The sequence below is a fragment of the Peribacillus frigoritolerans genome, from assembly GCF_001636405.1.
In the GTDB taxonomy this organism is placed as follows: Bacteria; Bacillota; Bacilli; order Bacillales; family DSM-1321; genus Peribacillus; species Peribacillus frigoritolerans.
Genome location: NZ_KV440950.1, coordinates 281,942 through 305,630 on the forward strand (window position 1 = coordinate 281,942; position 23,689 = coordinate 305,630).

Below are 23,689 nucleotides of genomic sequence, written 5' to 3' on the forward strand. Positions count from 1 at the left end.
TTTTTTTAGAAAAATTTCGGTAATTGAGTATAATTGAGGGAGGATACCAAACAATAGAATTGCTATAATACATACCTAAAATGAGAGGGTGGGGCGGTCTTGGGTTATTATGATCAGAATGATGAGAACCAAAATAAACGGAAAAAAAGCCATACGAGCTATTTTCTAGCAGGCTTGGGGGGTGCCATCATCGGGGCCTTACTTATTTTATTTGCCTTTCCGGGAAGTGGACTGTTAAATAACGATGAAAAAGAAATGACAACGGAAAAATCAACGGAGAGAAGGACCACGGAGCAGTCCCAGCAAAACCTTACTCTTGATGTAACAAGTGCCGTCACCAATGCCGTTGATAAAGCCAGCGACGCAGTGGTCGGCATCACTAACATTCAGGAAACGAACTTCTGGGGTCAAGGGGGCAACGCCGAGGACAGTTCGGCAGAAGCCGGCACTGGATCTGGAGTCGTCTACAAAAAAGATGGCGGCAAGGCCTATATCGTCACGAATAATCACGTCATTGAAGGAGCTAATGAACTTGAAGTGACATTAAGTGATGGTACTAAATTGCCAGCTGAACTACAAGGGAGTGACCCATGGACAGATTTAGCCGTCATTGTCGTTAATGGTGAAAAAGTCAAAACCATTGCTGAATTCGGAAACTCCAGCAAATTGAAACCTGGTGAGCCCGTCATTGCCATTGGCAACCCATTAGGCCTTCAATTCTCCGGGTCGATCACACAAGGGATCATCTCCGGTTTGGAGCGCACGATAGAGGTGGATATCAACGAGGACGGACAAGTGGATTGGAATGCGGAGGTCATCCAGACCGATGCGGCGATTAATCCAGGTAACAGCGGAGGGGCACTCGTTAATATGTCAGGGCAGGTCATCGGAATAAATTCGATGAAGATTGCAGAAAATGCAGTGGAAGGAATCGGTCTTTCCATTCCGATCGATTCAGTAATCCCGATTATTAATGATATAGAGAAATTTGGTGAAGTGAAACGTGCTTTCTTGGGTGTTAACCTGGCATCTGTAGAAGAAATTTCCCAATACCATCAACAAAATACATTAAAGCTGCCAAGGAAAGTTACTTCAGGCGTTGCAATAACAGGCGTTCAAAGCAACTCTCCAGCATCCAAAGCAGGATTGAAGGAATTTGATGTCGTAGTTGGAATGGATAATGAAAAAATCCATGATGTAGTGGAATTAAGAAAATACCTTTACAATGAAAAACAAGTCGGTGATAAAGTTAAAATCATTTATTACCGTGACGGAAAGAAAGAAACAACGGAAGTCACGCTTTCAAGCAGCGAAATTTAAAGCACAAAAGGACAGGGGGCAGAAAATGCCTCCTGTCCTTTCTATTTCCTTGCGCTTTTCTTATTTTTTGTTACGATTACCTGTGGATATATAGTGAAATTAAAGATCTCAAGTGACTTGTGGATAATTGGGAATGGAAGAACCGGGAATAATGAATGGGAAAGGAGATATGAAAGATGAAATTATATTGCTGTCAGGAACACGTGGACATGGCGCTGGATGAAGTGGTATACGAATGTGAAACCTATCCTGTTTTAAAGCTTGTTCCCGAAGAAAATCAGTTATCAACAACCTGTGAATATTGTCGAAACGTGGCAATATATCTAGTAGGGAACTAATATTCCCATACAAGATGTGGATAGATTTTGTGGATATGTGGATAACTTTTGTGGATAACATGTTTGTAACCTGTTCTTAACATTTTCCTAAGATTAATCCGGCGGGTGGAATGGTTTAGATTCAAGCATTTGTTATACGAATAATCAAGATAATTGTTCGGATTGGAACTAAGTCCAGACGAATTTCTTCAATAATGAAAGTTACCGTTGCCGCTTTCAGGGGGCAGCGGTTTTTATTTTAAAAGCATAAAAAATTGGAAAGGATATGCTTGTTTTGCTTATAGGTCACTGTAAGGTATGATAATAGGTAGGCAAATCCAACAATTGATAGTAAAAACATAATGAAAGTTAGAGGATATATATGAAAATAACGATTATTACTGTTGGCAAGCTAAAGGAAAAATACTTAAAGCAAGGAATTGCTGAATATACAAAAAGGTTAAGCGCCTATGCTAATATAGAACTTGTGGAAGTACCGGATGAAAAGGCTCCGGAAAACCTGAGTACAGCGGACATGGACATTGTAAAGCAAAAGGAGGGTGAACGAATCCTGGCCAAAGTCAGCCCGGACACCTACGTAATAACGCTTGAGATCAATGGAAAACAGCTTACTTCAGAACAGCTGGCCACTCATATGGATCAGCTCGCCACCTATGGAAAGAGCAAAATTGCCTTTATTATTGGCGGGTCGCTTGGACTTGGCAAAGAGGTGTTATCAAGAAGCGATTATGCCCTTTCCTTCTCGAAAATGACCTTTCCGCATCAATTAATGAAATTGGTTCTTGTGGAGCAAATATATCGGGCTTTTCGGATAAATAGAAATGAACCATATCATAAATGATAGAGACTGATCCCGGGGGAGTTCCCCTTAATGTAATGGGTTAAAGTATTAAATCTTACTGTAATGAAAAGAGGGTAACGAATGAATAAAGAGTCCATTTATGGTTTAACATTCGAACAATTGACAGCGTGGCTTTCGGACCATGGCCATAAAAAATTCAGAGCTTCCCAAGTCTGGGAGTGGCTTTATAGAACACGTGTGACGAGTTTCTCTGAAATGACGGATGTTAATAAAGAGTGCATAAAATTACTTGAAGAGCACTTTGTCATCCAGACTTTGACTGAGCACGTCAAGCAAGAAGCAGAGGATGGTACGATCAAGTTTCTGTTTAAATTACAGGATGGCAACCTTATCGAAACGGTCATGATGAGACATAAATATGGAATTTCGGTTTGTGTCACCACCCAAGTGGGCTGTAATATTGGCTGCAGTTTCTGTGCAAGTGGATTATTGGCCAAAAGCCGTGATTTATCCAGCGGGGAGATAGTGGAACAAATCATGAACGTCCAACTGCATCTTGATAAATTGGAACAAGGTGATGTTGTAAGCCATGTTGTTGTAATGGGTATTGGCGAACCGTTCGATAACTTTGAAAATATGTTAGACTTTTTGAAAGTGCTCATGGACCATAAGGGTCTTGCTATCGCGGGCAGGCGCATTACTGTTTCGACAAGCGGTCTTGCCCATAAGATCTATGAATTCACCGATACTCAATTACAGGTGAATCTGGCCATCTCATTGCATGCGCCGAATAATGAACTCAGGACACAAATCATGAAGATAAACCGAGGCATCCCAATAGAAAAATTGATGAAATCTCTTGATTATTATTTAGAGAAAACGAATAGGAGAATTACGATCGAATATATCCTATTGAAAGATGTCAATGACCATAAAGAAGAAGCCGAGCAACTTGCCGATCTTCTTGATGACAAAAAACATCGTCTTTATGTCAACCTGATCCCATATAATCCTGTAGATGAGCATAGCCAATATCAAAGAAGTGACAAAGAGTCCGTTCTCTCGTTTTATGATACGCTGAAAAAGAGAGGCATCAATTGTAAAATCCGCCAAGAACATGGAACGGATATTGATGCGGCTTGCGGTCAGCTTAGAAGTAAACAAATCAAAAAAGCCGAAGCTAAGTAAGTTCATTAAAAAACAAAAAGAGGACGCATATTTTGCGGCCTCTTTTTTGTGTGATTTCATTATTTGGCTATTTCCTTTACCGAGGCGACTTCATACGTTGTAAGCTCGCTGCCTAGAATTGGAGATTCTTTTTTTGCTTCACCGGAACCTGGTTCAGGCCGTTTATGTGCAGCTTTGAATGCATCGCTATTTCTCCAAGCCGTAAAGTTATCAAGGTTTTCCCAGTACATATTAACGCTCAGTTCATCGTGATCCGTCAAATTCTGCGTTAATAATACTTCAACTTTTACGAAGCCTTCCATCGTATCAAGTGGTCCTGGTGCAGTAAATCCTGGGGCCATGACTGCACCCATCCCTTTTTTGACTCTGATTCTATTCGTTACGATTATCATAATGAGTCCTCCTTTTGGCCATCGGTTTGGAATATACACCCTTTATTTCCGCAATTTCATACATATTTTAGCATATTGAAAGAAGCAGGGTCCATTTTGATTAACTCCAATCATGGGGGCCCTGAAGACATTGTTTCAATAAAGACGGACGTTTCATTATATTGAAATAGAACTATTGAATTTGGATATTACAAGGTTTATTGGTGCATATCGCGTATAATAGAACTCTGTATAAGGAAATTACGATTATGGGAACAATAAAGCAACATACTAAACAACAAAAGAGGCTGTTATATGAATGAATTGAGTTTTACTGACTATACATTAAGCGATGAAATTGTTAGGGCATTAGAAAGCTTGGGATATCAACATCCAACCGAAGTACAGCGCGAGGTGATTCCAGTGGCGCTGAAAAGGCGGGATCTTGTCGTTAAATCGCAAACAGGAAGCGGCAAGACCGCTTCATTCGGCATACCGATCTGCGAAATGGTCGATTGGGAAGAAAATAAGCCTCAGGCGCTTATTTTAACACCGACACGTGAGCTCGCTGTACAGGTAAAAGAGGATATTACGAATATTGGCAGATTTAAGAGGATAAAGGCTACTGCAGTTTATGGAAAACATCCATTCGCACTGCAAAAAGCGGAATTGAAACAAAAAAGCCATGTAGTCGTCGGAACCCCGGGTCGTGTTCTGGATCATATCGAGAAAGGGACATTTGCATTGGAACGCTTAACTCATTTAGTTATTGATGAAGCGGATGAAATGCTGAATATGGGCTTCATCGAACAAGTGGAAGCCATTATTAAGGAGCTTCCGAAAGATAGAGTAACCATGCTGTTCTCTGCTACATTACCTGAGAGTATAAAAAAACTATGCAAGCAATATATGAAGGATCCTTTGGATATTGAAATCAAAGCAAAGGGTTTAACGACGGAGAAAATTGAACATGCCCTTATAGAAGTGAAAGAAGATGACAAGTTTTCCCTGCTTAGAGACGTAACCATCACGGAAAACCCTGATAGCTGCATCATTTTTTGCCGGACGAAAGATAGGGTGGACCAAGTATGTGAACAGCTGCTGGAACTGGAATATCCGTGTGACATGATTCACGGCGGCATGCTTCAGGAAGATCGCCTTGCAGTGATGAATGAATTCAGAAGAGGTGAATTCCGCTATTTGGTTGCAACAGATGTTGCTGCCCGTGGGATTGACATCGACAATATAACCCATGTAATTAACTATGACCTGCCATTAGAAAAGGAAAGTTACGTACATCGAACAGGAAGAACGGGCCGTGCCGGTAAAAAAGGAAAGGCCATTACTTTTATGACGCCGTACGAAGACAAATTCCTTACCGAGATCCAAGGATATATCGGTTTTGAAATCCCTAAGATGACTGCTCCATCTAAAGAGGAAGTTTCCAATAACAAAACGGAATTCGAAGCCAAACTGGAAGCCCGTCCAAAAATCAAAAAAGATAAAAGTGAACAATTGAATAAACAAATCATGAAGCTGTATTTTAATGGCGGCAAGAAAAAGAAACTCAGGGCTGTGGATTTTGTCGGAACCATCGCTAAGATTGATGGAGTGAATGCAGAGGACATCGGGATCATTACGATCCAGGATAATGTTTCTTATGTAGAAATATTGAATGAAAAAGGACCGCTTGTCTTGAAAGTGATGAAAAATACGAAAGTGAAAGGCAAACTTTTGAAGGTTTCAGAGGCCTTTAAGAACTAAAGATGTCGAATAAAAGAAGCGGGAAGACCGAAAATCGGTCTTCCCGCTTCTTTTTTATATGACTTGGGACAGGAACTTTTCGACCCACCGGGGGAAAATTCAGCCTACACACAGATAATTCGCCCTCCCCCGAAATGATCCGTCCCTCACTGAAATAGTAGTTTTTTTGTTTATGAGGAGGTTAAGATTCTTTCTCCAAATTCTGTTTAACCGTCAAAACAGAGTGGTATATGAGGAAGGATAACGCGATTATTTCGAAACAATAAATACATCTGTTTGTAGAAAAAAGGGGTTTATCTAATTTTAAAACAAAGTTGATTGGGACGTAAGGTGTGCTAGACTCCTGCGGGAAAAGCGAGTCAGGGGAGACCCCCCAGGCGCAAAGGCGCTGAGGAGGCCCACGGACCGCCCGCCGACAGTGAGTGCCTGGAGTGGAAGTCAACGATCCTGTAGACAATAAACAACGCGATTTAATCTGAATTCTTAGACATGGAGGGATTGAGTGGGATGACGAAAGCAAATGAAAGCGGAAGAATCGATGGGCAAAGTAAGCAGCGGCAGTTGGATCAATATCGAGTGGACGATAATGGGAAAAAGATGACGACTAACCAAGGTTTGCGTGTTTCTGAGGATGAGCATTCTTTGAAAGCGGGAACCCGTGGTCCAACTTTGATGGAGGATTTTCATTTTCGTGAAAAAATGACTCATTTTGACCATGAGCGTATTCCTGAGAGGATTGTCCATGCGCGTGGATCTGGAGCACATGGATATTTTCAGGTATATGAACCGATGACCGAATATACAAAAGCCAAGTTTCTTCAAGACCCTTCAGTCAAGACACCAGTATTCGTTCGTTACTCCACGGTGGCAGGTTCCCGCGGATCAGCAGACTCGGTCCGTGATGTAAGAGGATTTTCCACAAAGTTTTATACGGAGGAAGGAAACTATGATTTGGTCGGAAATAATATTCCGGTATTTTTTATCCAGGACGCCATTAAGTTCCCGGATCTAATTCATGCGGTTAAACCGGAGCCTCATAACGAAATACCTCAGGCCGCATCTGCCCATGATACGTTTTGGGATTTCGTCGCCAACAATGAAGAAACGGCACATATGGTCATGTGGCATCTATCTGATAGGGCCATACCGAGAAGTTTCCGGATGATGGAAGGGTTTGGTGTCCATACATTCCGTTTTGTAAATGAACAAGGCGTGGCCCATTTCGTTAAATTCCATTGGAAGCCTGTACTAGGAGTAAAATCCCTTGTCTGGGATGAGGCACAGAAAATTGCAGGGAAGAATCCCGATTTTCACCGCCAAGATCTGTGGGAAGCAATAGATACCGGGAATTATCCTGAATTTGAATTTGGCGTCCAAATGATTAAGGAGGAAGATGAATTCAATTTCGACTTTGATATCCTTGATCCTACTAAACTATGGCCGGAAGAACAAATCCCGGTTAAAATAATCGGAAAAATGGTTTTGAACCAAAATACGGATAACTTTTTTGCAGAGACTGAACAGATAGCTTTCCATCCGGGGCATGTTGTACCGGGTATTGATTTTTCAAATGATCCGCTGCTTCAGGGACGTTTATTCTCATACACCGATACCCAGCTATCCAGATTGGGAGGACCGAACTTCCATGAGCTACCGATTAATAGGACGGTTGCCCCCGTTCATAATAATCAGCGCGATGGCATGCACCGGATGTCAATAAATCCAGGACCGGTCAGCTACCACAAAAATTCCCTTGCAGGCAACTCTCCTGAACCTGCTTCGGAAGGGGAAGGCGGCTATGCACATTACCAGGAAAAGGTTGATGGCAGGAAGGTCCGGCAGCGCAGTGAAAGCTTCAAGGATCATTACAGCCAGGCTAAATTATTTTGGAATAGCATGACGGAAGTGGAGAAGGAGCATATTATTCAGGCCTTCCACTTTGAAGTGGGAAAAGTGAAAAGTAAGGATGTTCAGCAGCAAATTGTCGAGATGTTCAGCAATGTGGATGTTGAACTGGCCAAAACGATCGCCATGGGAGTGGGCGTGAATCCTCCATCCAACAAAAGTGAGGTTCAAATGGACTTGGCTTCTCCTGCTTTAAGCCAGGAGCAAATGAAAGTGAACACGGCCGCAACAAGGAAAGTGGCTATCTTGGCTGCAGATGGTTTCAACGGTTCAGAGGTTAATCAAGTCTTGGAATCATTTAAATCGGCAGGTATAACGGCTGAATTCATCAGTCATAATCGTGGAGTGGTTACAAGTTCTGAAGGACAGCAGGTCGAGGTGAACCAGACATTCCTGACAGCCGATTCGGTACTTTTCGATGCTGTATATGTAGCAGGGGGGCAGGAGAGTGTCGATACTTTAATGGCATCCAAGGAACCCATTTACTTTATTGATGAAGCCTACAATCATTTCAAAGCGATTGGTGCGGGAAAAGAAGGGGCCGAGATCTTATCGAAGGCAGGCATCGTTTCCAATGATCCAGCTTCAGGCATTGTAGCAGTTACGGATAAAAATAGCGTTTCTGCTTTTATCGAGGCAATTGCCAAGCACCGTCACTGGAAACGCGCTTAATATCTATTGAAACCCCCCAGACTTGAAGTCTGGGGGGTTATTCAATAGATATTTCGTATCAAGCTACTTTGCTTTTTCTTCAAAAAGTGATGCAATGCCAACGATCACCTTAGTGGCCAATATCATATTATCAACGGAAATAAACTCATATTTTCCATGAAAGTTCTCCCCGCCCGTAAAGATGTTGGGTGTTGGCAGGCCCATATACGATAATTGAGAACCGTCCGTACCACCGCGTATTGGCGAGATTTTCGGTTTTATATCGAGTTTCTCCATTGCTTCATGGGCGATATCCACGATTTCCTTCACGGGCTCAATTTTTTCCTTCATGTTGAAGTATTGGTCGTGTAATTCGAGCTGGATTCGGTTTTGCCCATATTTTTCTTTCAAATCTTCGATTACTTTTGTTATATATTCCTTGCGTTCATTGAATTTTTGGCGGTCGAAATCCCTGATGATGTAAGAAAGCTTGGTCTCTTCCACATCACCATGAAAGGAAAGCAGGTGATAAAATCCTTCATAACCCTCCGTATATTCAGGTGCTTCTGCCGCTGGGAGCTTATTATGGAATTCCATGGCGATTTTCGCCGAATTAACCATTTTCCCTTTAGCCGTTCCAGGATGAATATTCGTCCCTTTGATCAGGATTTTGGCCGATGCTGCATTGAAGCTCTCATATTCAAGTTCTCCAAGCGGGCCACCGTCCACGGTGTAGGCAAATTGGGCATCAAAGGCATCTACATCAAACTTATGGGGTCCCCTGCCGATTTCCTCATCGGGAGTAAAAGCAACACGGATTTTTCCATGCTTGATTTCCGGATGCTGGATCAAATAATCCATGGCAGTCATGATTTCGGCAATTCCAGCCTTATTATCTGCTCCCAACAGGGTTGTCCCATCCGTTGTAATCAAGGTATGCCCTATATAGTTCTTAAGCGAAGGAAAATCATCAGGTGAAAGAATGACATCCAATTTTTCATGTAGAGTAAGATCTTTGCCATCATAGTTGTCAACGATTTGCGGTTTTACATCTTTTCCAGTGAAATCCGTTGCTGTATCGACATGGGCCAAGAAACCGATTGTCGGGACATCCTTATTTGAATTGGCTGGCAAGGTTGCCATGACATAGCCGTTCGGATCAATAGTCACTTCCTTCATCCCAATGGATTGAAGTTCCTTGACCAATGCATTTGCCAATGTCAGCTGTCCGGGTGTAGAGGGGCATGAGGGATTTTCCTCATTCGATTGGGTATCCACTTTCACATAAGAAGTGAATCTTTCAATGATTTCATTTTTCACTTTTCCTTCAACTCCTTTCTCCCTTATCTTACCATGATTAATTAAAATGGAAAAATTATCTTTATTTGAAATCCTCAAGGGCGGTGTCATCAGCAAAGAACGGCATATCGAAAGCGACATGCCGTTCTTTGATATCCCCTTTTTAGAGTGGATTATTCAAGGCCCATACGGATACGCTTTTCCCATGAACGGGGAAGGTCGCGAAACCATCTTCTTCAATGGTAATGTGGTCATCTTTATGACATGTTAAATCAATCCAGATTTCACCAGCACGATGTTCACCGACGAACATCCTTTTTTCACTGTTGTGATCTCCATTGGAGATAATGACGGCACACCCCGAGCCTTCTAGCTCTTCAACTCCGTGCCGGACCCATCCTATCGTATTTGGATCATCAAAGTAGTCGGTCTGTTCTCCGTAAGCTTTTTCATACCTGGCATATAGTAGGCGATCCAGGATATCCTTTTTCCCAGGCACGGGAGAAGGTCCGCCGATTCCATAATAGTCCCCGTAAAAGACACAAGGATAACCGCAAAGTCTAAGCAGGGTAAGTGCATATGCCGATGGTTTGAACCAGTCCTTTACCCAAGATTCCAGTGATTCATGAGGCTGGGAGTCATGGTTGTCGACAAAAGTGACGGCCTGTGCCGGATTGGTTTGGACGAGGGTATCATCAAAGATGGTTGAGAGGTCGAAGTCTGCTCCTGCTTTTGAGGCCTCATGAAATTTATAATGCAGGGAAACATCGAACAAGTTGAGGTCATGATTGGTTTGCTCTAAGTATGTTTGACAAGCTTTAACATCCGCCTTCCAAAATTCGCCGACCATGAAGAAATGTTCCTTTGTATAAGGAATGAGTTCTTGGAGGAACTCATTGATGAATTCATAATCGATATGCTTAACGGCGTCCAAACGAAAACCATCACACTTTAACGTATCAACCATCCATTTTCCCCAGCGAATCATTTCCTGACGAACTTCCGGCAGGCTGTAATCGATGTTGGCAAACATTAAATAATCATAGTTTCCGAATTCATCAATGACATGCTGATTCCAGTGCTTATTTTCGCCTGTGATTCGAAATACACCCATTTTGTCGTTCTCGGCATCATAGTCTGTACCGTTAAAATGGGTATGGTTCCACTTAAAGTCAGAGTATTTATTTTTACGGCCCGGGAAATCGAATTTTGTCCAGCCTTCCATTTCAAATGGTTCTGAGATATCTTCCATCCGGTTGTCTGGATTGACTTCAATCACTTCAAATTTTTCGGTTCCATCAGCTCCTGCTTTATGGTTCATGACTAAATCGATATAAACGCAAAGTCCGTAGTTATGGCAAGTGGCTATTGCTTGCAGCAATTCATCTTTGGTCCCGTATTTGGTACGAACTGTTCCTTTTTGGTCAAATTCCCCCAAATCGTAACCGTCATATATTCCATATCCATTATCCCCAACGGATTGCCCTTTGGTAACTGGCGGAAGCCAAACGCAATCAATTCCTATATCCTTCAACTTAGAGGCTGCGTATTTCAATCTGTCCCAATGAGAACCATCTGCCTCAAGATGCCACTCAAAAAATTGCATCATCGTATGATTTCTTTTCATCCGTTTCCCCCCTGACACCGACCCGATTTTAACAAAAGTGAAACTGTACGATCGGATAAAGTAATAATGAAAATCTTTACCCCCTAAATTCAAATGATAAACAAGTGAATAACCCTCTTGAGTGAGGTTCATTCACTCCTCTATTTTACTATTTTATACCAAATAAGGATATTTTATATTGGTTAGCAGCTAAAAATAATTCAAATGTGTAGGAATAACCGGGAAAAGTCTAGACGCCCATTCAATAATTTTGGGGGAGTGGGTGGATATCAATCGTTCCTTTCCACTGCGGCCGCTCGCTTTCCGCGGGCGGTCCGGGAGCCTCCTCGACTCTTTGCGCCTGTGGGGTCTCCCATGTACGCGTATCTCCCGCAGTAGTCTCGCACCCTCCGTTTCAATCCACTTCGTTATGAAATTTAGTAGAATCTCTTTTGCCTATAAAATAAGGCACCCCGAATATTTTGGGATGGCTTGTTCATATTGGAAGGGTATCGTCCTTATCCTTTTTTACCTCTTCGTCTAAAGAAGTGGGCGAAAGCCATTGCACCTAATAATAAGATTAGGAGCATGGAAGATAGAATGATCATATCTTTTGAGGAGCTGCTGTTACCTGCCCCCTTTTGGCCCATGTTCCCGTTTATACCAGGAGGTGCACCATTCTCTCCGCCGCCCATACTGCTTTCTGTCTTGGCTTCCACAAACTTTTTTATATTTAATAGATAAATAGAGAATAGGCCCCATTTTTAACCTTTTCTTAATTTTATTGGAATTTACTAGAAGAAAAATGAGTGGATTTACTCATTGAGAACAATTATCATTATCAGTAAAATAAGGTTCATGATAATGATAATTATTCTCAATTAATTCAATACATGGAGGTTCACTATGATAACGAACACGCTCACAAAAAATGACCAACTACTGGAACAACAAAATACAAGGGAATCAAATGCCCGGTCTTATCCTAGAAGATTACCCATGGCGATTGATCAGGCGGAGGGAATTTACCTGACAGACATGGATGGGAAACAATATATCGATTTTCTTGCCGGGGCTGGAACATTAGCGCTCGGACACAATCATCCGGCAGTGCTTGAAGCAATGGAAAAAGTTCTTAAGGATAAACGTCCTTTACATACATTGGACTTTACGACGCCGATCAAAGAACAATTCGTCGATGAAATTTTTGAATGCCTGCCAGAGAAATTCAGAAAAAATGCAAAAATTCAATTCTGCGGTCCTACTGGCGGAGATGCCATCGAGGCAGCACTTAAACTGGTTAAGACAGCGACAGGCAACAGAAGCATTTTATCTTTCCAGGGAGCTTACCACGGGGCAACGCATGCAACGATGTCAATTAGCGGCAATGCAAAACCAAAGGAAAAAATCCAAGGGTTAATGCCAGATGTGCAATTTCTGCCGTATCCCTATCAATATCGGTGTCCCTTCGGAGTAGGCGGAGAAGAAAGCCATAAAATCAGCAGCCAGTATATCGAAAATCTATTGAATGATCCCGAATCAGGATTATTGGCACCTGCAGGGATGATTTTGGAGGCAGTACAAGGCGAGGGAGGTTCCATTCCAGCTCCAATTCCATGGCTTAAGGAAATCAGGAGAATAACGAAAGAGAAGGGCATTCCGCTTATTATCGACGAAGTTCAATCAGGTATCGGCCGTACAGGGAAGATGTTTGCCTTTGAACATGCAGGTATTGTCCCGGACGTTCTTGTCCTATCCAAAGCAATAGGCGGAAGTCTTCCATTATCGGTGGTGATTTATAACAAAGAGCTGGACCTATGGTCACCAGGTGCACATATCGGTACGTTCCGCGGAAATCAAATGGCGATGGCAGCAGGAACAGCGACTTTAAAATACATGAAAGAGACGAATCTTGTGGAGCATGCCGCTAAAATGGGAGAAATCTTAAAGGATATTCTTAAAGATTTGCAAAAAGATATTAAGCAAATCGGCGATGTCAGGGGCCGGGGATTAATGGTCGGTGTGGAAATGATCAATCATGAAGAACCGCAAAATGCGAATGGAAGCCATCCTGCTGATTCGCAACTTGCCAGTGCCATTCAACAGGAATGTTTTCAAAGAGGGTTGATTCTGGAAGTTGGCGGCAGACATGGAAGTGTAGTGAGGTTCCTGCCTCCATTGATCGTAACGGAATCCCAGCTTCGCGAAGCCACTGCAATTTTTGAACAAGCTGTTCGTGCAGCAGTTGCAAGAGGGTGAATGATCAATGATCGAAATGATAAATAAAACGGATTTTGCATATTCTCGGATGTTCTTGAATAACGAAGAAGGCTTCAACAACTACAGCCAGTCATTGAAAATCATTGAAAAAAGGCTGACAGACTTTTTAAAAGGGAACGATTCACCATACTCTGGGAAAAAACCGTATGAAATCGAAGCAAGATTAAACGAGCTGTCCCTTGCTTCTCCAAAAGGGAAGACAATGGAAGCTGTAGCGGATGAGCTGGCGGAGTTTGTTATTAATGACAGCATCAATGTACACAGCCCCGCTTGTATCGGACATTTGCATTGCCCGACATTAATACCTGCCGTGGCTGCCGAAATGATTATCGGCACGTTGAATCAATCCATGGATTCATGGGACCAAAGCTCTGCTGCCACCTTCGTTGAAGAGCGTTTAATAGATTGGCTGTGCAGCCAGGTGGGGTTACCTGAACAAGCGGATGGGATTTTCACAAGCGGTGGAACCCAATCCAATTATATGGGACTGCTATTGGCGAGGGACGCTTATTGCAAGCGTTTCTGGGGTGTGGATGTTCAGCAGCAAGGTTTGCCAGTCGAGGCGAAAAAATTGCGGATCCTATGCTCCGAGGCTGCCCACTTTACGGTCCGTAAATCAGCGGCACAGCTGGGGCTTGGTGAACAGTCTGTAGTCACGATTAAAACGGATTCAAACCACCGTCTGTCCATGGATGAATTAAATCATCAAATGTCGATTTTAGAGGAACAGGGTTTACTGCCATTTGCCATCGTTGCAACTTGTGGAACAACGGATTTCGGTTCAATCGATCCTTTACATGAATTGTCCGAAGCGGCAAGGAAAAATGGGATATGGCTGCATGTGGACGCCGCATATGGAGGCGCGATGATTTTAAGTAAGGATTACAAAGAGTTAATCAGCGGAATTGAACGGGCCGACTCGATTACGGTTGATTTTCACAAATTATTCTATCAACCCATCAGTTGTGGTGCTTTTCTTGTCTCTGACAGCAACTCATTTCAATATATCCAGCATCACGCCGATTACTTGAATCCACAGGAAGATGAAGCCGAGGGCATGGTTCATTTAGTCAATAAATCGGTTCAAACGACGAGAAGGTTCGACGCATTGAAGCTCTGGATGTCATTGAAGGTCGTTGGACTGGATACCTTTGCCGAAATGATCGACTATACTTGCCATCTTGCACGTAAAGTGGCAGCGAAGATTGATAAGGAGGAAGGATTCACAGTATTAAATAAAGAACCCGAATTGAATGCGGTTGTATTCCGTTATAATCCCGAGGGAGAAAGTGATCAGTTAGTCAATCTATTAAATAAACAGATTCAGCAGGAGTTACTGAAAAGCGGACGGGCATTTTTAGCAAAAACGCGTTTTGACGGACAGGTATATTTAAAAATGACACTATTGAATCCAATGACAAGCCTTGAACACATAGAGGGAATTTTAGATGAAATCCGAGTATTAGGTGAAATGTTCAAGATAATGGAGGAATGAAGATGAATGGTAAGCAAATAGCTGAAAGGGCAACGATGCAAAGCTTTCTGAATTGTTATTTCCGGGAAACCGGAAATTACAATTTAGAAGAAACGAAAAACTGGCCAAACTTAGATGGGGCCATCCCGGATTCATTAGTGGTCAGTAAGCTCATGTCCCAAGATATTGCAATGCTTGTTCCGCTTAAATATTGGTCGGAAACGGGGCGTCATATTTTCAACTTCCCGATTTACTATCAAACGGCATCCAAGCAAGTACTTGAATTAGATTACGTGACAATGGTCTCGATCGTTTCTAAAGAATTATTGAATGAACAGGGCCGGACGGATAGTGAAGATGAATTGATGCTGCGTGTCATCCTTAGCAGCCAAAACATTCAACGGTATGTGGAAGCGAGGACGGAAGACGCTGATGCCCTTCAAAGTCCTGATTTCACCTACATCGAAGCAGAGCAGTCACTTTTATTCGGACATCTGTTCCATCCGACACCGAAAAGCAAGCAAGGCATTTCGGCAAAAGATGAATGGATCTATTCTCCTGAATTAAAAGGGGAGTTCCAGCTGCACTACTTCCTGGCAGAACCTTCGATCGTCATTCAGGATTCCAGTGAAGGCCGATCGGCAAGTGAAATCATTAAACAGGAATTAGCCGGTGACTTGGAGATTTCCAGTGAATTTCGTGACACGTATTGCCAAAAGGAAAGCCGATACATCATTATCCCGGCACACCCGCTCCAGGCAAAAGCCCTTATCGAAAAAGAGGAGGTCAAGAGGCTGATCGAGCAAGGGACACTAGTTTATGCAGGACCGCTTGGAAAAAAATTCACGGCCACCTCTTCATTTAGAACGGTATATAGTGCCACATCGAGATATATGTACAAATTTTCCGTTCCGGTAAAAATCACGAATTCCTTACGTGCAAATCTGCAAAAAGAATTAGATCGCGGTGTCGAAATTGCAAAATTAATAGATTCTAAAGTGGGCGACGATCTAAAAGAACGGCACCCCTCCTTCCGTATCATCAAGGACCCTGCTTACTTAACGATCAAAACGACCGAGCAAGAATCGGGATTCGATGTTGATATCCGGGAAAATCCTTTTTATGAAAACGATAAACAAGCAAGCCTGATTGCCGGCTTATGTCAGGATAATGCCTATGGTGCACCATCAAGGCTTGGAGCGATCATCCGGAAATTATCAGCTGATGAAGACCGCAGTACCGAAGTAGTAAGTGAGGATTGGTTCAAAACCTATCTGTCAATGACATTGAAACCGATGCTTTGGCTATTCGAAGAGTATGGAATCGTTTTGGAAGCCCATCAACAAAATTCCATCATTCAGCTTCAAGATGGGTATCCAGCCGCTTTTTATTATCGTGATAATCAAGGGTATTACTATTGTGAGTCCAAAGTGGACAGGCTGCAGAAAATCATGCCGGAACTAAGTGAAAAAAGCTTCACGATTTGTTCTGATGAAGTCGCTGAAGAAAGACTGCAATACTATTTCTTTTTTAATCACTTATTAGGCTTAATCAATAATTTTGGAACGGAAGGATTAGTATCGGAAAACAAACTGTTACAGCTCGTTCAGGAACAACTGGAAACATACAGCAGGGATAGCGAAGATGAAGGGTTGAATCGAGTTGTTTCAAAGTTGCTTCATGCCCGTGAATTAACTTGTAAGGCTAATTTACTGACACGATTCCATGATATGGATGAGCTTGTTGGTTCACTCGAGACACAATCCGTTTATACAACGATTGATAATCCGTTCGCGCAGGGGGTCATGGCCGTCCATGAAAAATAGTTATGAGGAAATGCTCAAGGACTGCAATAAACAGCTTTCATTTGTCAAAGTTGAATTTGAGAGGGATTTGGATACACTGCATGAATGGATGCATGAAGATCATGTGATACCCTACTGGAATTTGAATTTCACAAAAGAAAAATTCGCTGTTCATTTAAAAAAGGCATTGGCTGATACACACCAAACACTTTATTTAGGCTGTCTGGACTCCATTCCCATGAGCTATTGGGAATCGTATTGGGTAAAAGGCGATATCATCGAAGGTTATTATGAATCCGAAGAGGGAGATCAAGGCATTCATTTACTCATTGGTGATCCGGATTATCTAGGAAAAGGACTGGCTTTGCCGTTTTTACGGGCAATGGTGAAATTCCAACTACTTACTTCAACCACAAACAAAGTGATGGCTGAACCGGATATCAGGAATGCAAAGATGATTCATTTATTTGAAAAATGCGGGTTTACCCCAATTAAAGAGATAGAACTCCCTGACAAAACAGCATTGCTTATGTCATGCACACGGGGGAATTTCGAGAGGAAGTGGAACTATGGAAAAGCAACAATCTATCTATGACCTGGTAGGGGTAGGGATTGGTCCTTTTAACCTTGGACTTGCGGCCCTTTTGGAGAAAACCCCGGAGTTGAATGCCGTCTTTTTTGAGAAAAAGGGGGAATTTAATTGGCATGAAGGGATGCTGCTGGAAGGGACAACGCTGCAAGTGCCGTTCTTTGCCGATCTGGTTAGCATGGCAGATGTGACAAGCCCATATAGCTACCTGAATTATTTACAGCAGCATGATCGGCTTTATCATTTCTACTTCCTTGAAAAATTCTTGATTCCACGAAAAGAATATAACGACTATTGCCGCTGGGCTGCCCATCAACTTGATAGCTGCCGTTTTGGCAAAGCGGTCGAGGCGGTTGAATATATAGGAAATCAAGGTGAACCCTGCTATCAAATCAGTGTAAGGGATGCACAAACACAAAAGATCGAAGTCTATTATAGCCGCCATGTAGTCATGGGAATTGGCAGTTCCCCGAATGTTCCATCGGCCTTTCAGCCATATATGGGAGAGAGCATCCTGCATTCGGCCGAATATTTACGGAATAAAGAAAACATCTTAAAGAAAAAATCCGTAACGGTTGTCGGATCTGGACAGAGTGCAGCCGAGGTCTTTCTGGATTTGCTTAATGAGCAGGAGGAATATGGCTACCAGCTAAACTGGTATACAAGATCCAAGGGGTTTTTCCCTATGGAATATTCAAAACTTGGATTGGAATACTTCACTCCGGATTACCTTGATTTCTTTTATCGGCTGCCGCAGGAAAAGAAGGATGAAATCCTGCCGAAACAGGATTTATTGTATAAAGGGATCAGCGCTACGACCATTGCAGCAATTTTTGACAAGATGTATGAGAAATCGATTGGAAATGCCGAACTTGCCATTGAACTTCGGGCCATGACGGAAGTTGCGGCAGTTACCCCCGCCGAAAATGGCTGGCAATTGAAATGCCGACAGTGGGTTGAAGATAGCGAATTTGACGTGGACACAGAGGCGATTGTTTTTGGGACGGGCTATAAATCAACCCTTCCGGCATTCCTTGAAACCATGGAGGACCATTTAGTCCGCGATGACTTGGGGCGTCTTGCAATAACGAAAGACTACAAGGTAGGAACGGCCATCTCTACACCGAATCACCTATTTATTCAAAATGGCGAGATACATACACATGGTGTGGGTGCTCCGGATCTAGGTCTGGGGGCATTCCGAAATTCGATTATCATCAATCAATTGGCAGGTAAAGAAGTTTATCCATCGAAGCCAAAGGGTGCATTTCAGTCATTCCGTGTAAAAAAACCCGTCATGGCTTACTGAAAAAAGGGAAGGGGAGAATTATATGCAGTTCATAAATGAAGTGGAACAGGCAGTTTCAGAAAAAAATTGGTCGATAGTAAACCAAAACCTGCTAGCCAAGATGATTTCTGAGTATATGTATGAGGATATGATCCATCCAGCTGCCCTGAACGAAAACGCAGCAGCAAATCTATATGAGTTAAAGATAAATGAGGGGAAATCTTATCGATTTTTAGCGTCGCCCCGTCTTTTTGACAGCTATGAAGTACAGGCCGAGTCAATCCAGGTATGTGAAACGGAAGGCATTACACAGGCCAAAGATGCTATTCAATTCATTTTGGACATCCAGCCGTTAATTGGGATGACTGCAGAAACAACAGGACATTTAATCAAAGAATTCCATCATACGCTGCTTGCGGATCTCCAATTGCTATCCAAACCTGAACAAAATGCGGATGATTTAGTCGAACTGGATTATGCATTACTTGAAGGAGAAATGAGCGGTCACCCTTGGATTGCTTATAACAAGGGAAGAATCGGTTTTGGTTATGATGATTATTTGAAGTTCGCCCCAGAAAACCAGAAGGAAGTTCAGTTATCCTGGATTGCCGTTCATAAAAAGAGGGGGGAGTTCAATTCAGTCGAAACGTTATCCTATAAGCAACTGATGGAGAATGAACTGGATGGGGAAACCCAAAAATCATTTGCAAAGACATTGACAGAAAAAGGGCTGAACGCAGAAAACTATTACTACCTCCCAGTTCATGAATGGCAGTGGAAGAATGTAATCATCCAGAACTTTACCGATGACTTGGCTAAAGGGCTGATCGTAGCTTTGGGAAATGGTCCTGATAAATATTTGCCGCAACAATCCATCCGGACATTTGTTAATGTATCGAATAAGGATAAACACCACGTCAAGCTGCCGATGAGCATTTTAAATACGCTAGTCTACCGTGGATTGCCAGCTGAACGCACGGTCATTGCCCCAAAAATCACAACGTATATAAAGAACATTTATGAAAATGATTCATTCTTGAAAGAACAATGCAAAGTAGTGCTTCCTGGTGAAGTGGCCAGTTTAAATGTTGATCACCCGTATTATTCCAAGCTAGAGAATGTACCGTATCAATATTTGGAGATGCTGGGGGGGATTTGGAGAGAAAGCATTTACAGTTATATGGAAGAAGGCGAAAAGCCCATTACGCTTGCGTCCCTTTTACATGTCGACAGCAAAGGCAAACCATATGTGGAAAGTCTTATTGAAAAATCGGGATTGACTGCAGAAGCCTGGACAGCTCAATTATTTGACGTCATCCTATCACCATTACTGCATTTCATCTATCAATATGGATTGGTCTTCTCGCCGCATGGTCAAAATACCATTTTAGTTTTGAAGGATTACAAACCTCACCGTTTGGCCATCAAGGATTTTGTAGATGATGTAAACGTAAGTGATCAGCCTCTTCCTGAATTAAGCAGCCTTCCTGATGATTTAAGGAAAGTACTAAGAAGTGAGACTCCGGAGGGGCTGGTTCAATTCATTTTTACGGGACTATTCATCTGTCATTTCCGATACTTGTCAACACTTCTGATGAAGAGGTCCCTTTTGGATGAGAATGCTTTTTGGGAAGGTGTCGCTCGAACAATCCTTACACATCAGAAAAAATTCCCTATGTTACAGGATCGTTTCGATACGTTCAATTTCTTTGCGCCAAAATTAACAAAGCTCTGCCTGAATAGAAATCGGATGCTTCAATATGGGTATAGTGATGGTGAAGACCGTCCGCATGCCTCTGAGTTTGGGCATGTGAATAATGCCCTTTATGAAAAGTTTCCTGCAAAAATGCTATAAAGTTAAACTGGCCCAGACTTCTGGGCCAGTTTTCTTATGGTTTTTACAAGTTGACCGTTGATTTCCGCTCCAGGCACTCGCTTTCCGCGGGCGGTCCGTGAGCCTCCTCGCCTTGCGCCTGCGGGGTCTCCCGTAGACGCGCTTTTCCCGCACGAGTCTCGTCCCTTCTGCTCCAATCAACTTTGTTACTATATTTGTAAAGAACCCATATCTAAGGTGTTGGATTTGTTAAAATGTGTTCCGACCCTCTTGCCACAGTTTTTTTATGGTTTTAACAAGTTGACCGTTGCTTTCCGCTCCAGGCACTCGCTTTCCGCGGGCGGTCCGTGAGCCTCCTCGCCTTGCGCCTGCGGGGTCTCCCGTAGACGCGCTTTTCCCGCACGAGTCTCGTCCCTTCTGCTCCAATCAACTTTGTTATTAAATTTGGAAAGAACCCATATCTAAGGAGTTGAAGTTGTTAAAATGTGTTCCGACCCCCTTTCCACAGTATTTTTATGGTTTTAACAAGTTGACCGTTGATTTCCGCTCCAGGCACTCGCTTTCCGCGGGCGGTTCGTGAGCTTCCTCGGCTTGCGCCTGCGGGGTCTCCCGTAGACGCGCTTTCCCCGCAGGAGTCACGTACACCCGCTCCAATCAACTAGTTTTAACAGTTAGGTAGAGCTACAGTCTTTTATGTTTTAAAGTAGACTGGATTTTGACGTAATGAGAGTGTTAAACCTATATGTGGAAAACTCAAAGAGACGAAATGTACGCATAAAAAAAGAATTGTTTTGTACTTTTTTGGGTCAAAATTCCTAAAAATTATCTTTGGAATAAGGCTTGCCGTTCATTTAAATTGGTGATAAGCTATGTGTAAACGGTTACACAAAAGTATAGAGGGTGATATTTTGGCAACTATTCGGGATGTGGCAAAGGAAGCTGGAGTTTCTGTGGCAACGGTTTCCAGAGTTATGAATGGCAGTGGTTATGCACATGAGGACACAAAAAAGGTGGTCATGGCTGCTGTTGAAAAATTGAATTATAAACCGAATGAAGTGGCAAGATCCCTCTACAAACGTAAATCCAAATTGGTTGGTTTGATTTTGCCGGACATTACGAATCCCTTCTTCCCGGAAATGGCAAGAGGTGTCGAGGATTATCTGCAGCAGTTTGGTTATCGGTTGATTTTTGGAAATAGTGATGAAAAGCGAGATAAAGAAATAGAATATATTGACACTTTCCTGCAAAACAATGTAGTGGGCATGATTGCTTCAACTAGTGAAGAAGCCAATGAGAATTTCGATAATCTGGATATTCCAGTTGTCCTTCTCGACCGTACAGCAGAGAAATTACCAGCTGTTTATTCCGATCAAAAAACAGGCGGTAAGCTGGCGGCACGCGTATTGCTGGATAGAGGCAGTACGAATATCGTCCTCATTAGGGGGCCAGTCGAAATAAAGCCTGTATATGAACGGTACATGGCAGCATTGGAAGAATTGAAACAAGCAAAAGTGAACGTGCAAGTCATGGATTCATCCCTGACTCTTCAAGGCGGCCAAACATGCGTGAAGCAGCTTTTCGAGCAATATCCGGAAACGGATGGAATCATTGCTTGTAATGATATTGTTGCAGCCGCAGCACTTCAAGAGATTTTAAAACGGGGAATACGGATACCGGAAGACATACAATTGATCGGCTATGATGATATCTCCTTCACAGCGTTATTGCACCCACCTTTATCGACAATTCGGCAGCCGGCCTATGAGATGGGGGCACAAGCTGCGGAAATGCTAATTAAAAGGATCAATCAAGAAAAAATGGAAGTAACACATAAAAAGCTCCCTGTTTCTTTTGTGGAGAGACAAACAACGAGAAGGAAGGCGGAGAAGACATGATTAGAATTGCAGTAGTGGGAAGTTCATCAATGGACTTAGTGGTGACATCAGCCAAACGGCCAATGGCGGGGGAAACGGTTTTAGGAGAGTCCTTTATCACGGTTCCTGGAGGAAAGGGAGCCAATCAGGCTGTTGCAGCGGCACGTCTTGGTGCAGAAGTGACGATGGTTGGATGTGTAGGAGATGATGTCTATGGAGAGATCATCTTAGAAAACCTGAAAAAGAACCATGTAAACACGAAGTATGTGGAACCGGTTACAGGTTCTGCTTCAGGGACAGCACATATTACCCTTTCGGAAGGTGATAACAGCATTATTGTCGTAAAAGGTGCGAATGATTTCATTACTCCTGAATATGTGGAAAAGGCGAAAAAGGTGATAGAGGAATCGGATATCGTGTTGGTTCAGCAGGAAATACCCGAGGAAACTGTGGAGTATCTGGCTGAGTTGTGCAGCACGCTTCAAAAGAGATTACTATTGAACCCAGCTCCCGCCCGCAAGCTAAGCGAGGCTGTCATTCAACAGGCATCATTCCTTACACCGAATGAACATGAATTCGAGATACTATTCGATGGGAGAGATAGAACGGAAGTCTTGACTGAGTATCCAAATAAATTATTCATTACCGAAGGGAAAAATGGCGTCCGTTACTTTGATGGACATGAAGAAAAGGTTGTTCCAAGCTTTGAAGTGGAAGCGGTGGATACAACAGGTGCAGGGGATACATTCAATGCTGCCTTTGCGGTGGCTGTTGCAGAAGGAAAAAGTTTTGACGAAAGTTTGTTGTTCGCGAACCGGGCAGCTTCCATTTCCGTGACGAAATTAGGTGCTCAAGGCGGCATGCCGCAAAGGGTAGAGGTCGAGAGGGGCTTTGAAGCATGAAACGTCAAGGAATCATCAATAGTTCAATAGCAAAGGTCTTGGTTGACCTTGGTCATACCGATTATATTGTCGTAGGTGATGCCGGGCTGCCGGTGCCGCACGGAGTTTGCAAGATAGATTTAGCATTGACGCCTGGGACGCCATCATTTCAAGATGTCGTCCGGGCGGTTCACGAAGATATGGTTGTTGAAAAAGTTATCGCTGCCACAGAAGTGAAGGTTAAAAACCCGGAACAGCATCAATACATGGAGCAGCAATTCGGAGCAGCGATTGAATATGTTTCCCATGAGGATTTTAAAAGGCTGACAAGTAACGCGAAAGCCATTATCCGGACCGGGGAGACGACGCCATATTCAAATTGCATATTGCAGTCTGGAGTATTCTTTTAAAGAAATGAGA

The 23,689-nt window shown here is 42.9% G+C and carries 18 protein-coding genes; 15 read left to right on the top strand and 3 right to left on the bottom strand.

What is annotated here, in order from left to right:
- Positions 1-99 precede the first annotated feature (99 nt).
- The 4 genes from A6755_RS01455 (at position 100) to rlmN (ending at position 3,648) form a co-directional block, all read left to right on the top strand.
- The gene (locus tag A6755_RS01455) at positions 100-1,320 is read left to right on the top strand and encodes a S1C family serine protease (RefSeq protein ID WP_063589597.1); all 1,221 of its coding nucleotides are present in this window, start codon (positions 100-102) and stop codon (positions 1,318-1,320) included.
- Positions 1,321-1,496: 176 nt separating this feature from the next.
- A complete protein-coding gene (locus tag A6755_RS25785) occupies positions 1,497-1,658 on the top strand; it encodes a CxxH/CxxC protein (RefSeq protein ID WP_084737284.1) in 162 nt (53 codons plus the stop codon).
- A gap of 361 nt (positions 1,659-2,019) precedes the next feature.
- Positions 2,020-2,499, top strand: coding sequence for a 23S rRNA (pseudouridine(1915)-N(3))-methyltransferase RlmH (gene rlmH, locus A6755_RS01460; protein WP_063589598.1), 480 nt, complete (start codon positions 2,020-2,022; stop codon positions 2,497-2,499).
- Between the two features lie 81 nt (positions 2,500-2,580).
- A complete protein-coding gene (gene rlmN / locus A6755_RS01465; protein ID WP_063589599.1) occupies positions 2,581-3,648 on the top strand; it encodes a dual-specificity RNA methyltransferase RlmN in 1,068 nt (355 codons plus the stop codon).
- Between the two features lie 59 nt (positions 3,649-3,707).
- On the opposite strand, the gene A6755_RS01470 is transcribed toward rlmN, so the two are convergent.
- The gene (locus A6755_RS01470) at positions 3,708-4,040 is read right to left on the bottom strand and encodes a heme oxygenase (protein ID WP_057278265.1); all 333 of its coding nucleotides are present in this window, start codon (positions 4,038-4,040) and stop codon (positions 3,708-3,710) included.
- Positions 4,041-4,334: 294 nt separating this feature from the next.
- On the opposite strand from A6755_RS01470, the gene A6755_RS01475 reads away from it, so the two are divergent.
- Both A6755_RS01475 and A6755_RS01480 read left to right on the top strand, forming a co-directional pair.
- A complete protein-coding gene (locus A6755_RS01475) occupies positions 4,335-5,783 on the top strand; it encodes a DEAD/DEAH box helicase (protein ID WP_063589600.1) in 1,449 nt (482 codons plus the stop codon).
- A 507-nt stretch (positions 5,784-6,290) separates the two neighbouring features.
- Positions 6,291-8,360, top strand: a complete 2,070-nt coding sequence (locus A6755_RS01480) for a catalase (protein ID WP_063589601.1) — start codon at positions 6,291-6,293, stop codon at positions 8,358-8,360.
- 63 nt (positions 8,361-8,423) lie between these two features.
- On the opposite strand, the gene pepT is transcribed toward A6755_RS01480, so the two are convergent.
- Together pepT and A6755_RS01490 are read right to left on the bottom strand one after the other, a co-directional pair.
- The gene (gene pepT, locus A6755_RS01485; protein WP_063592390.1) at positions 8,424-9,659 is read right to left on the bottom strand and encodes a peptidase T; all 1,236 of its coding nucleotides are present in this window, start codon (positions 9,657-9,659) and stop codon (positions 8,424-8,426) included.
- Positions 9,660-9,801: 142 nt separating this feature from the next.
- Complete coding sequence (locus A6755_RS01490) at positions 9,802-11,265, bottom strand: alpha-amylase (protein ID WP_063589602.1); 1,464 nt, start codon at positions 11,263-11,265, stop codon at positions 9,802-9,804.
- Between the two features lie 885 nt (positions 11,266-12,150).
- Here A6755_RS01490 and A6755_RS01495 point away from each other — a divergent pair.
- The 9 genes from A6755_RS01495 (at position 12,151) to rbsD (ending at position 23,679) form a co-directional block, all read left to right on the top strand.
- Complete coding sequence (locus A6755_RS01495; protein ID WP_063589603.1) at positions 12,151-13,503, top strand: aspartate aminotransferase family protein; 1,353 nt, start codon at positions 12,151-12,153, stop codon at positions 13,501-13,503.
- Between the two features lie 7 nt (positions 13,504-13,510).
- The gene (locus tag A6755_RS01500; protein WP_063589604.1) at positions 13,511-15,019 is read left to right on the top strand and encodes a pyridoxal phosphate-dependent decarboxylase family protein; all 1,509 of its coding nucleotides are present in this window, start codon (positions 13,511-13,513) and stop codon (positions 15,017-15,019) included.
- A 2-nt stretch (positions 15,020-15,021) separates the two neighbouring features.
- The gene (locus A6755_RS01505) at positions 15,022-16,824 is read left to right on the top strand and encodes an IucA/IucC family protein (RefSeq protein ID WP_063589605.1); all 1,803 of its coding nucleotides are present in this window, start codon (positions 15,022-15,024) and stop codon (positions 16,822-16,824) included.
- Positions 16,814-17,398 carry a GNAT family N-acetyltransferase gene (locus A6755_RS01510; protein WP_244889614.1) on the top strand — a complete coding sequence of 195 codons (585 nt, stop codon included), beginning with the start codon at positions 16,814-16,816 and terminating at the stop codon, positions 17,396-17,398. Before A6755_RS01505 ends, A6755_RS01510 begins: the two co-directional genes overlap by 11 nt.
- A complete protein-coding gene (locus A6755_RS01515; protein WP_063589606.1) occupies positions 17,373-18,701 on the top strand; it encodes a lysine N(6)-hydroxylase/L-ornithine N(5)-oxygenase family protein in 1,329 nt (442 codons plus the stop codon). Before A6755_RS01510 ends, A6755_RS01515 begins: the two co-directional genes overlap by 26 nt.
- A gap of 22 nt (positions 18,702-18,723) precedes the next feature.
- Positions 18,724-20,535 (top strand): IucA/IucC family protein, encoded by a 1,812-nt coding sequence (locus A6755_RS01520; protein WP_063589607.1) that lies wholly within the window; start codon positions 18,724-18,726, stop codon positions 20,533-20,535.
- Positions 20,536-21,422: 887 nt separating this feature from the next.
- The gene (locus tag A6755_RS01525; RefSeq protein WP_034316093.1) at positions 21,423-22,409 is read left to right on the top strand and encodes a LacI family DNA-binding transcriptional regulator; all 987 of its coding nucleotides are present in this window, start codon (positions 21,423-21,425) and stop codon (positions 22,407-22,409) included.
- Positions 22,406-23,290 (top strand): ribokinase, encoded by an 885-nt coding sequence (gene rbsK / locus A6755_RS01530; RefSeq protein WP_063589608.1) that lies wholly within the window; start codon positions 22,406-22,408, stop codon positions 23,288-23,290. The genes A6755_RS01525 and rbsK overlap by 4 nt, the downstream gene beginning before the upstream one ends.
- On the top strand, positions 23,287-23,679 hold the full coding sequence (gene rbsD / locus A6755_RS01535; protein WP_063589609.1) for a D-ribose pyranase: 393 nt from the start codon (positions 23,287-23,289) through the stop codon (positions 23,677-23,679). Before rbsK ends, rbsD begins: the two co-directional genes overlap by 4 nt.
- Positions 23,680-23,689: the final 10 nt, after the last annotated feature.

Coding starts and splice junctions, on each gene's coding strand:
- A6755_RS01505 (WP_063589605.1), top strand. CDS start 15,022: ATGAATGGTAAGCAAATAGCTGAAAGGGCAACGATGCAAAGCTTTCTG.
- A6755_RS01490 (WP_063589602.1), bottom strand. CDS start 11,265: ATGAAAAGAAATCATACGATGATGCAATTTTTTGAGTGGCATCTTGAG.
- rbsK (WP_063589608.1), top strand. CDS start 22,406: ATGATTAGAATTGCAGTAGTGGGAAGTTCATCAATGGACTTAGTGGTG.
- A6755_RS01515 (WP_063589606.1), top strand. CDS start 17,373: ATGGAAAAGCAACAATCTATCTATGACCTGGTAGGGGTAGGGATTGGT.
- rbsD (WP_063589609.1), top strand. CDS start 23,287: ATGAAACGTCAAGGAATCATCAATAGTTCAATAGCAAAGGTCTTGGTT.
- A6755_RS01500 (WP_063589604.1), top strand. CDS start 13,511: ATGATCGAAATGATAAATAAAACGGATTTTGCATATTCTCGGATGTTC.
- A6755_RS01470 (WP_057278265.1), bottom strand. CDS start 4,040: ATGATAATCGTAACGAATAGAATCAGAGTCAAAAAAGGGATGGGTGCA.
- rlmH (WP_063589598.1), top strand. CDS start 2,020: ATGAAAATAACGATTATTACTGTTGGCAAGCTAAAGGAAAAATACTTA.
- A6755_RS01480 (WP_063589601.1), top strand. CDS start 6,291: ATGACGAAAGCAAATGAAAGCGGAAGAATCGATGGGCAAAGTAAGCAG.
- A6755_RS01495 (WP_063589603.1), top strand. CDS start 12,151: ATGATAACGAACACGCTCACAAAAAATGACCAACTACTGGAACAACAA.
- rlmN (WP_063589599.1), top strand. CDS start 2,581: ATGAATAAAGAGTCCATTTATGGTTTAACATTCGAACAATTGACAGCG.
- A6755_RS01510 (WP_244889614.1), top strand. CDS start 16,814: ATGAAAAATAGTTATGAGGAAATGCTCAAGGACTGCAATAAACAGCTT.
- A6755_RS01520 (WP_063589607.1), top strand. CDS start 18,724: ATGCAGTTCATAAATGAAGTGGAACAGGCAGTTTCAGAAAAAAATTGG.
- A6755_RS25785 (WP_084737284.1), top strand. CDS start 1,497: ATGAAATTATATTGCTGTCAGGAACACGTGGACATGGCGCTGGATGAA.
- A6755_RS01475 (WP_063589600.1), top strand. CDS start 4,335: ATGAATGAATTGAGTTTTACTGACTATACATTAAGCGATGAAATTGTT.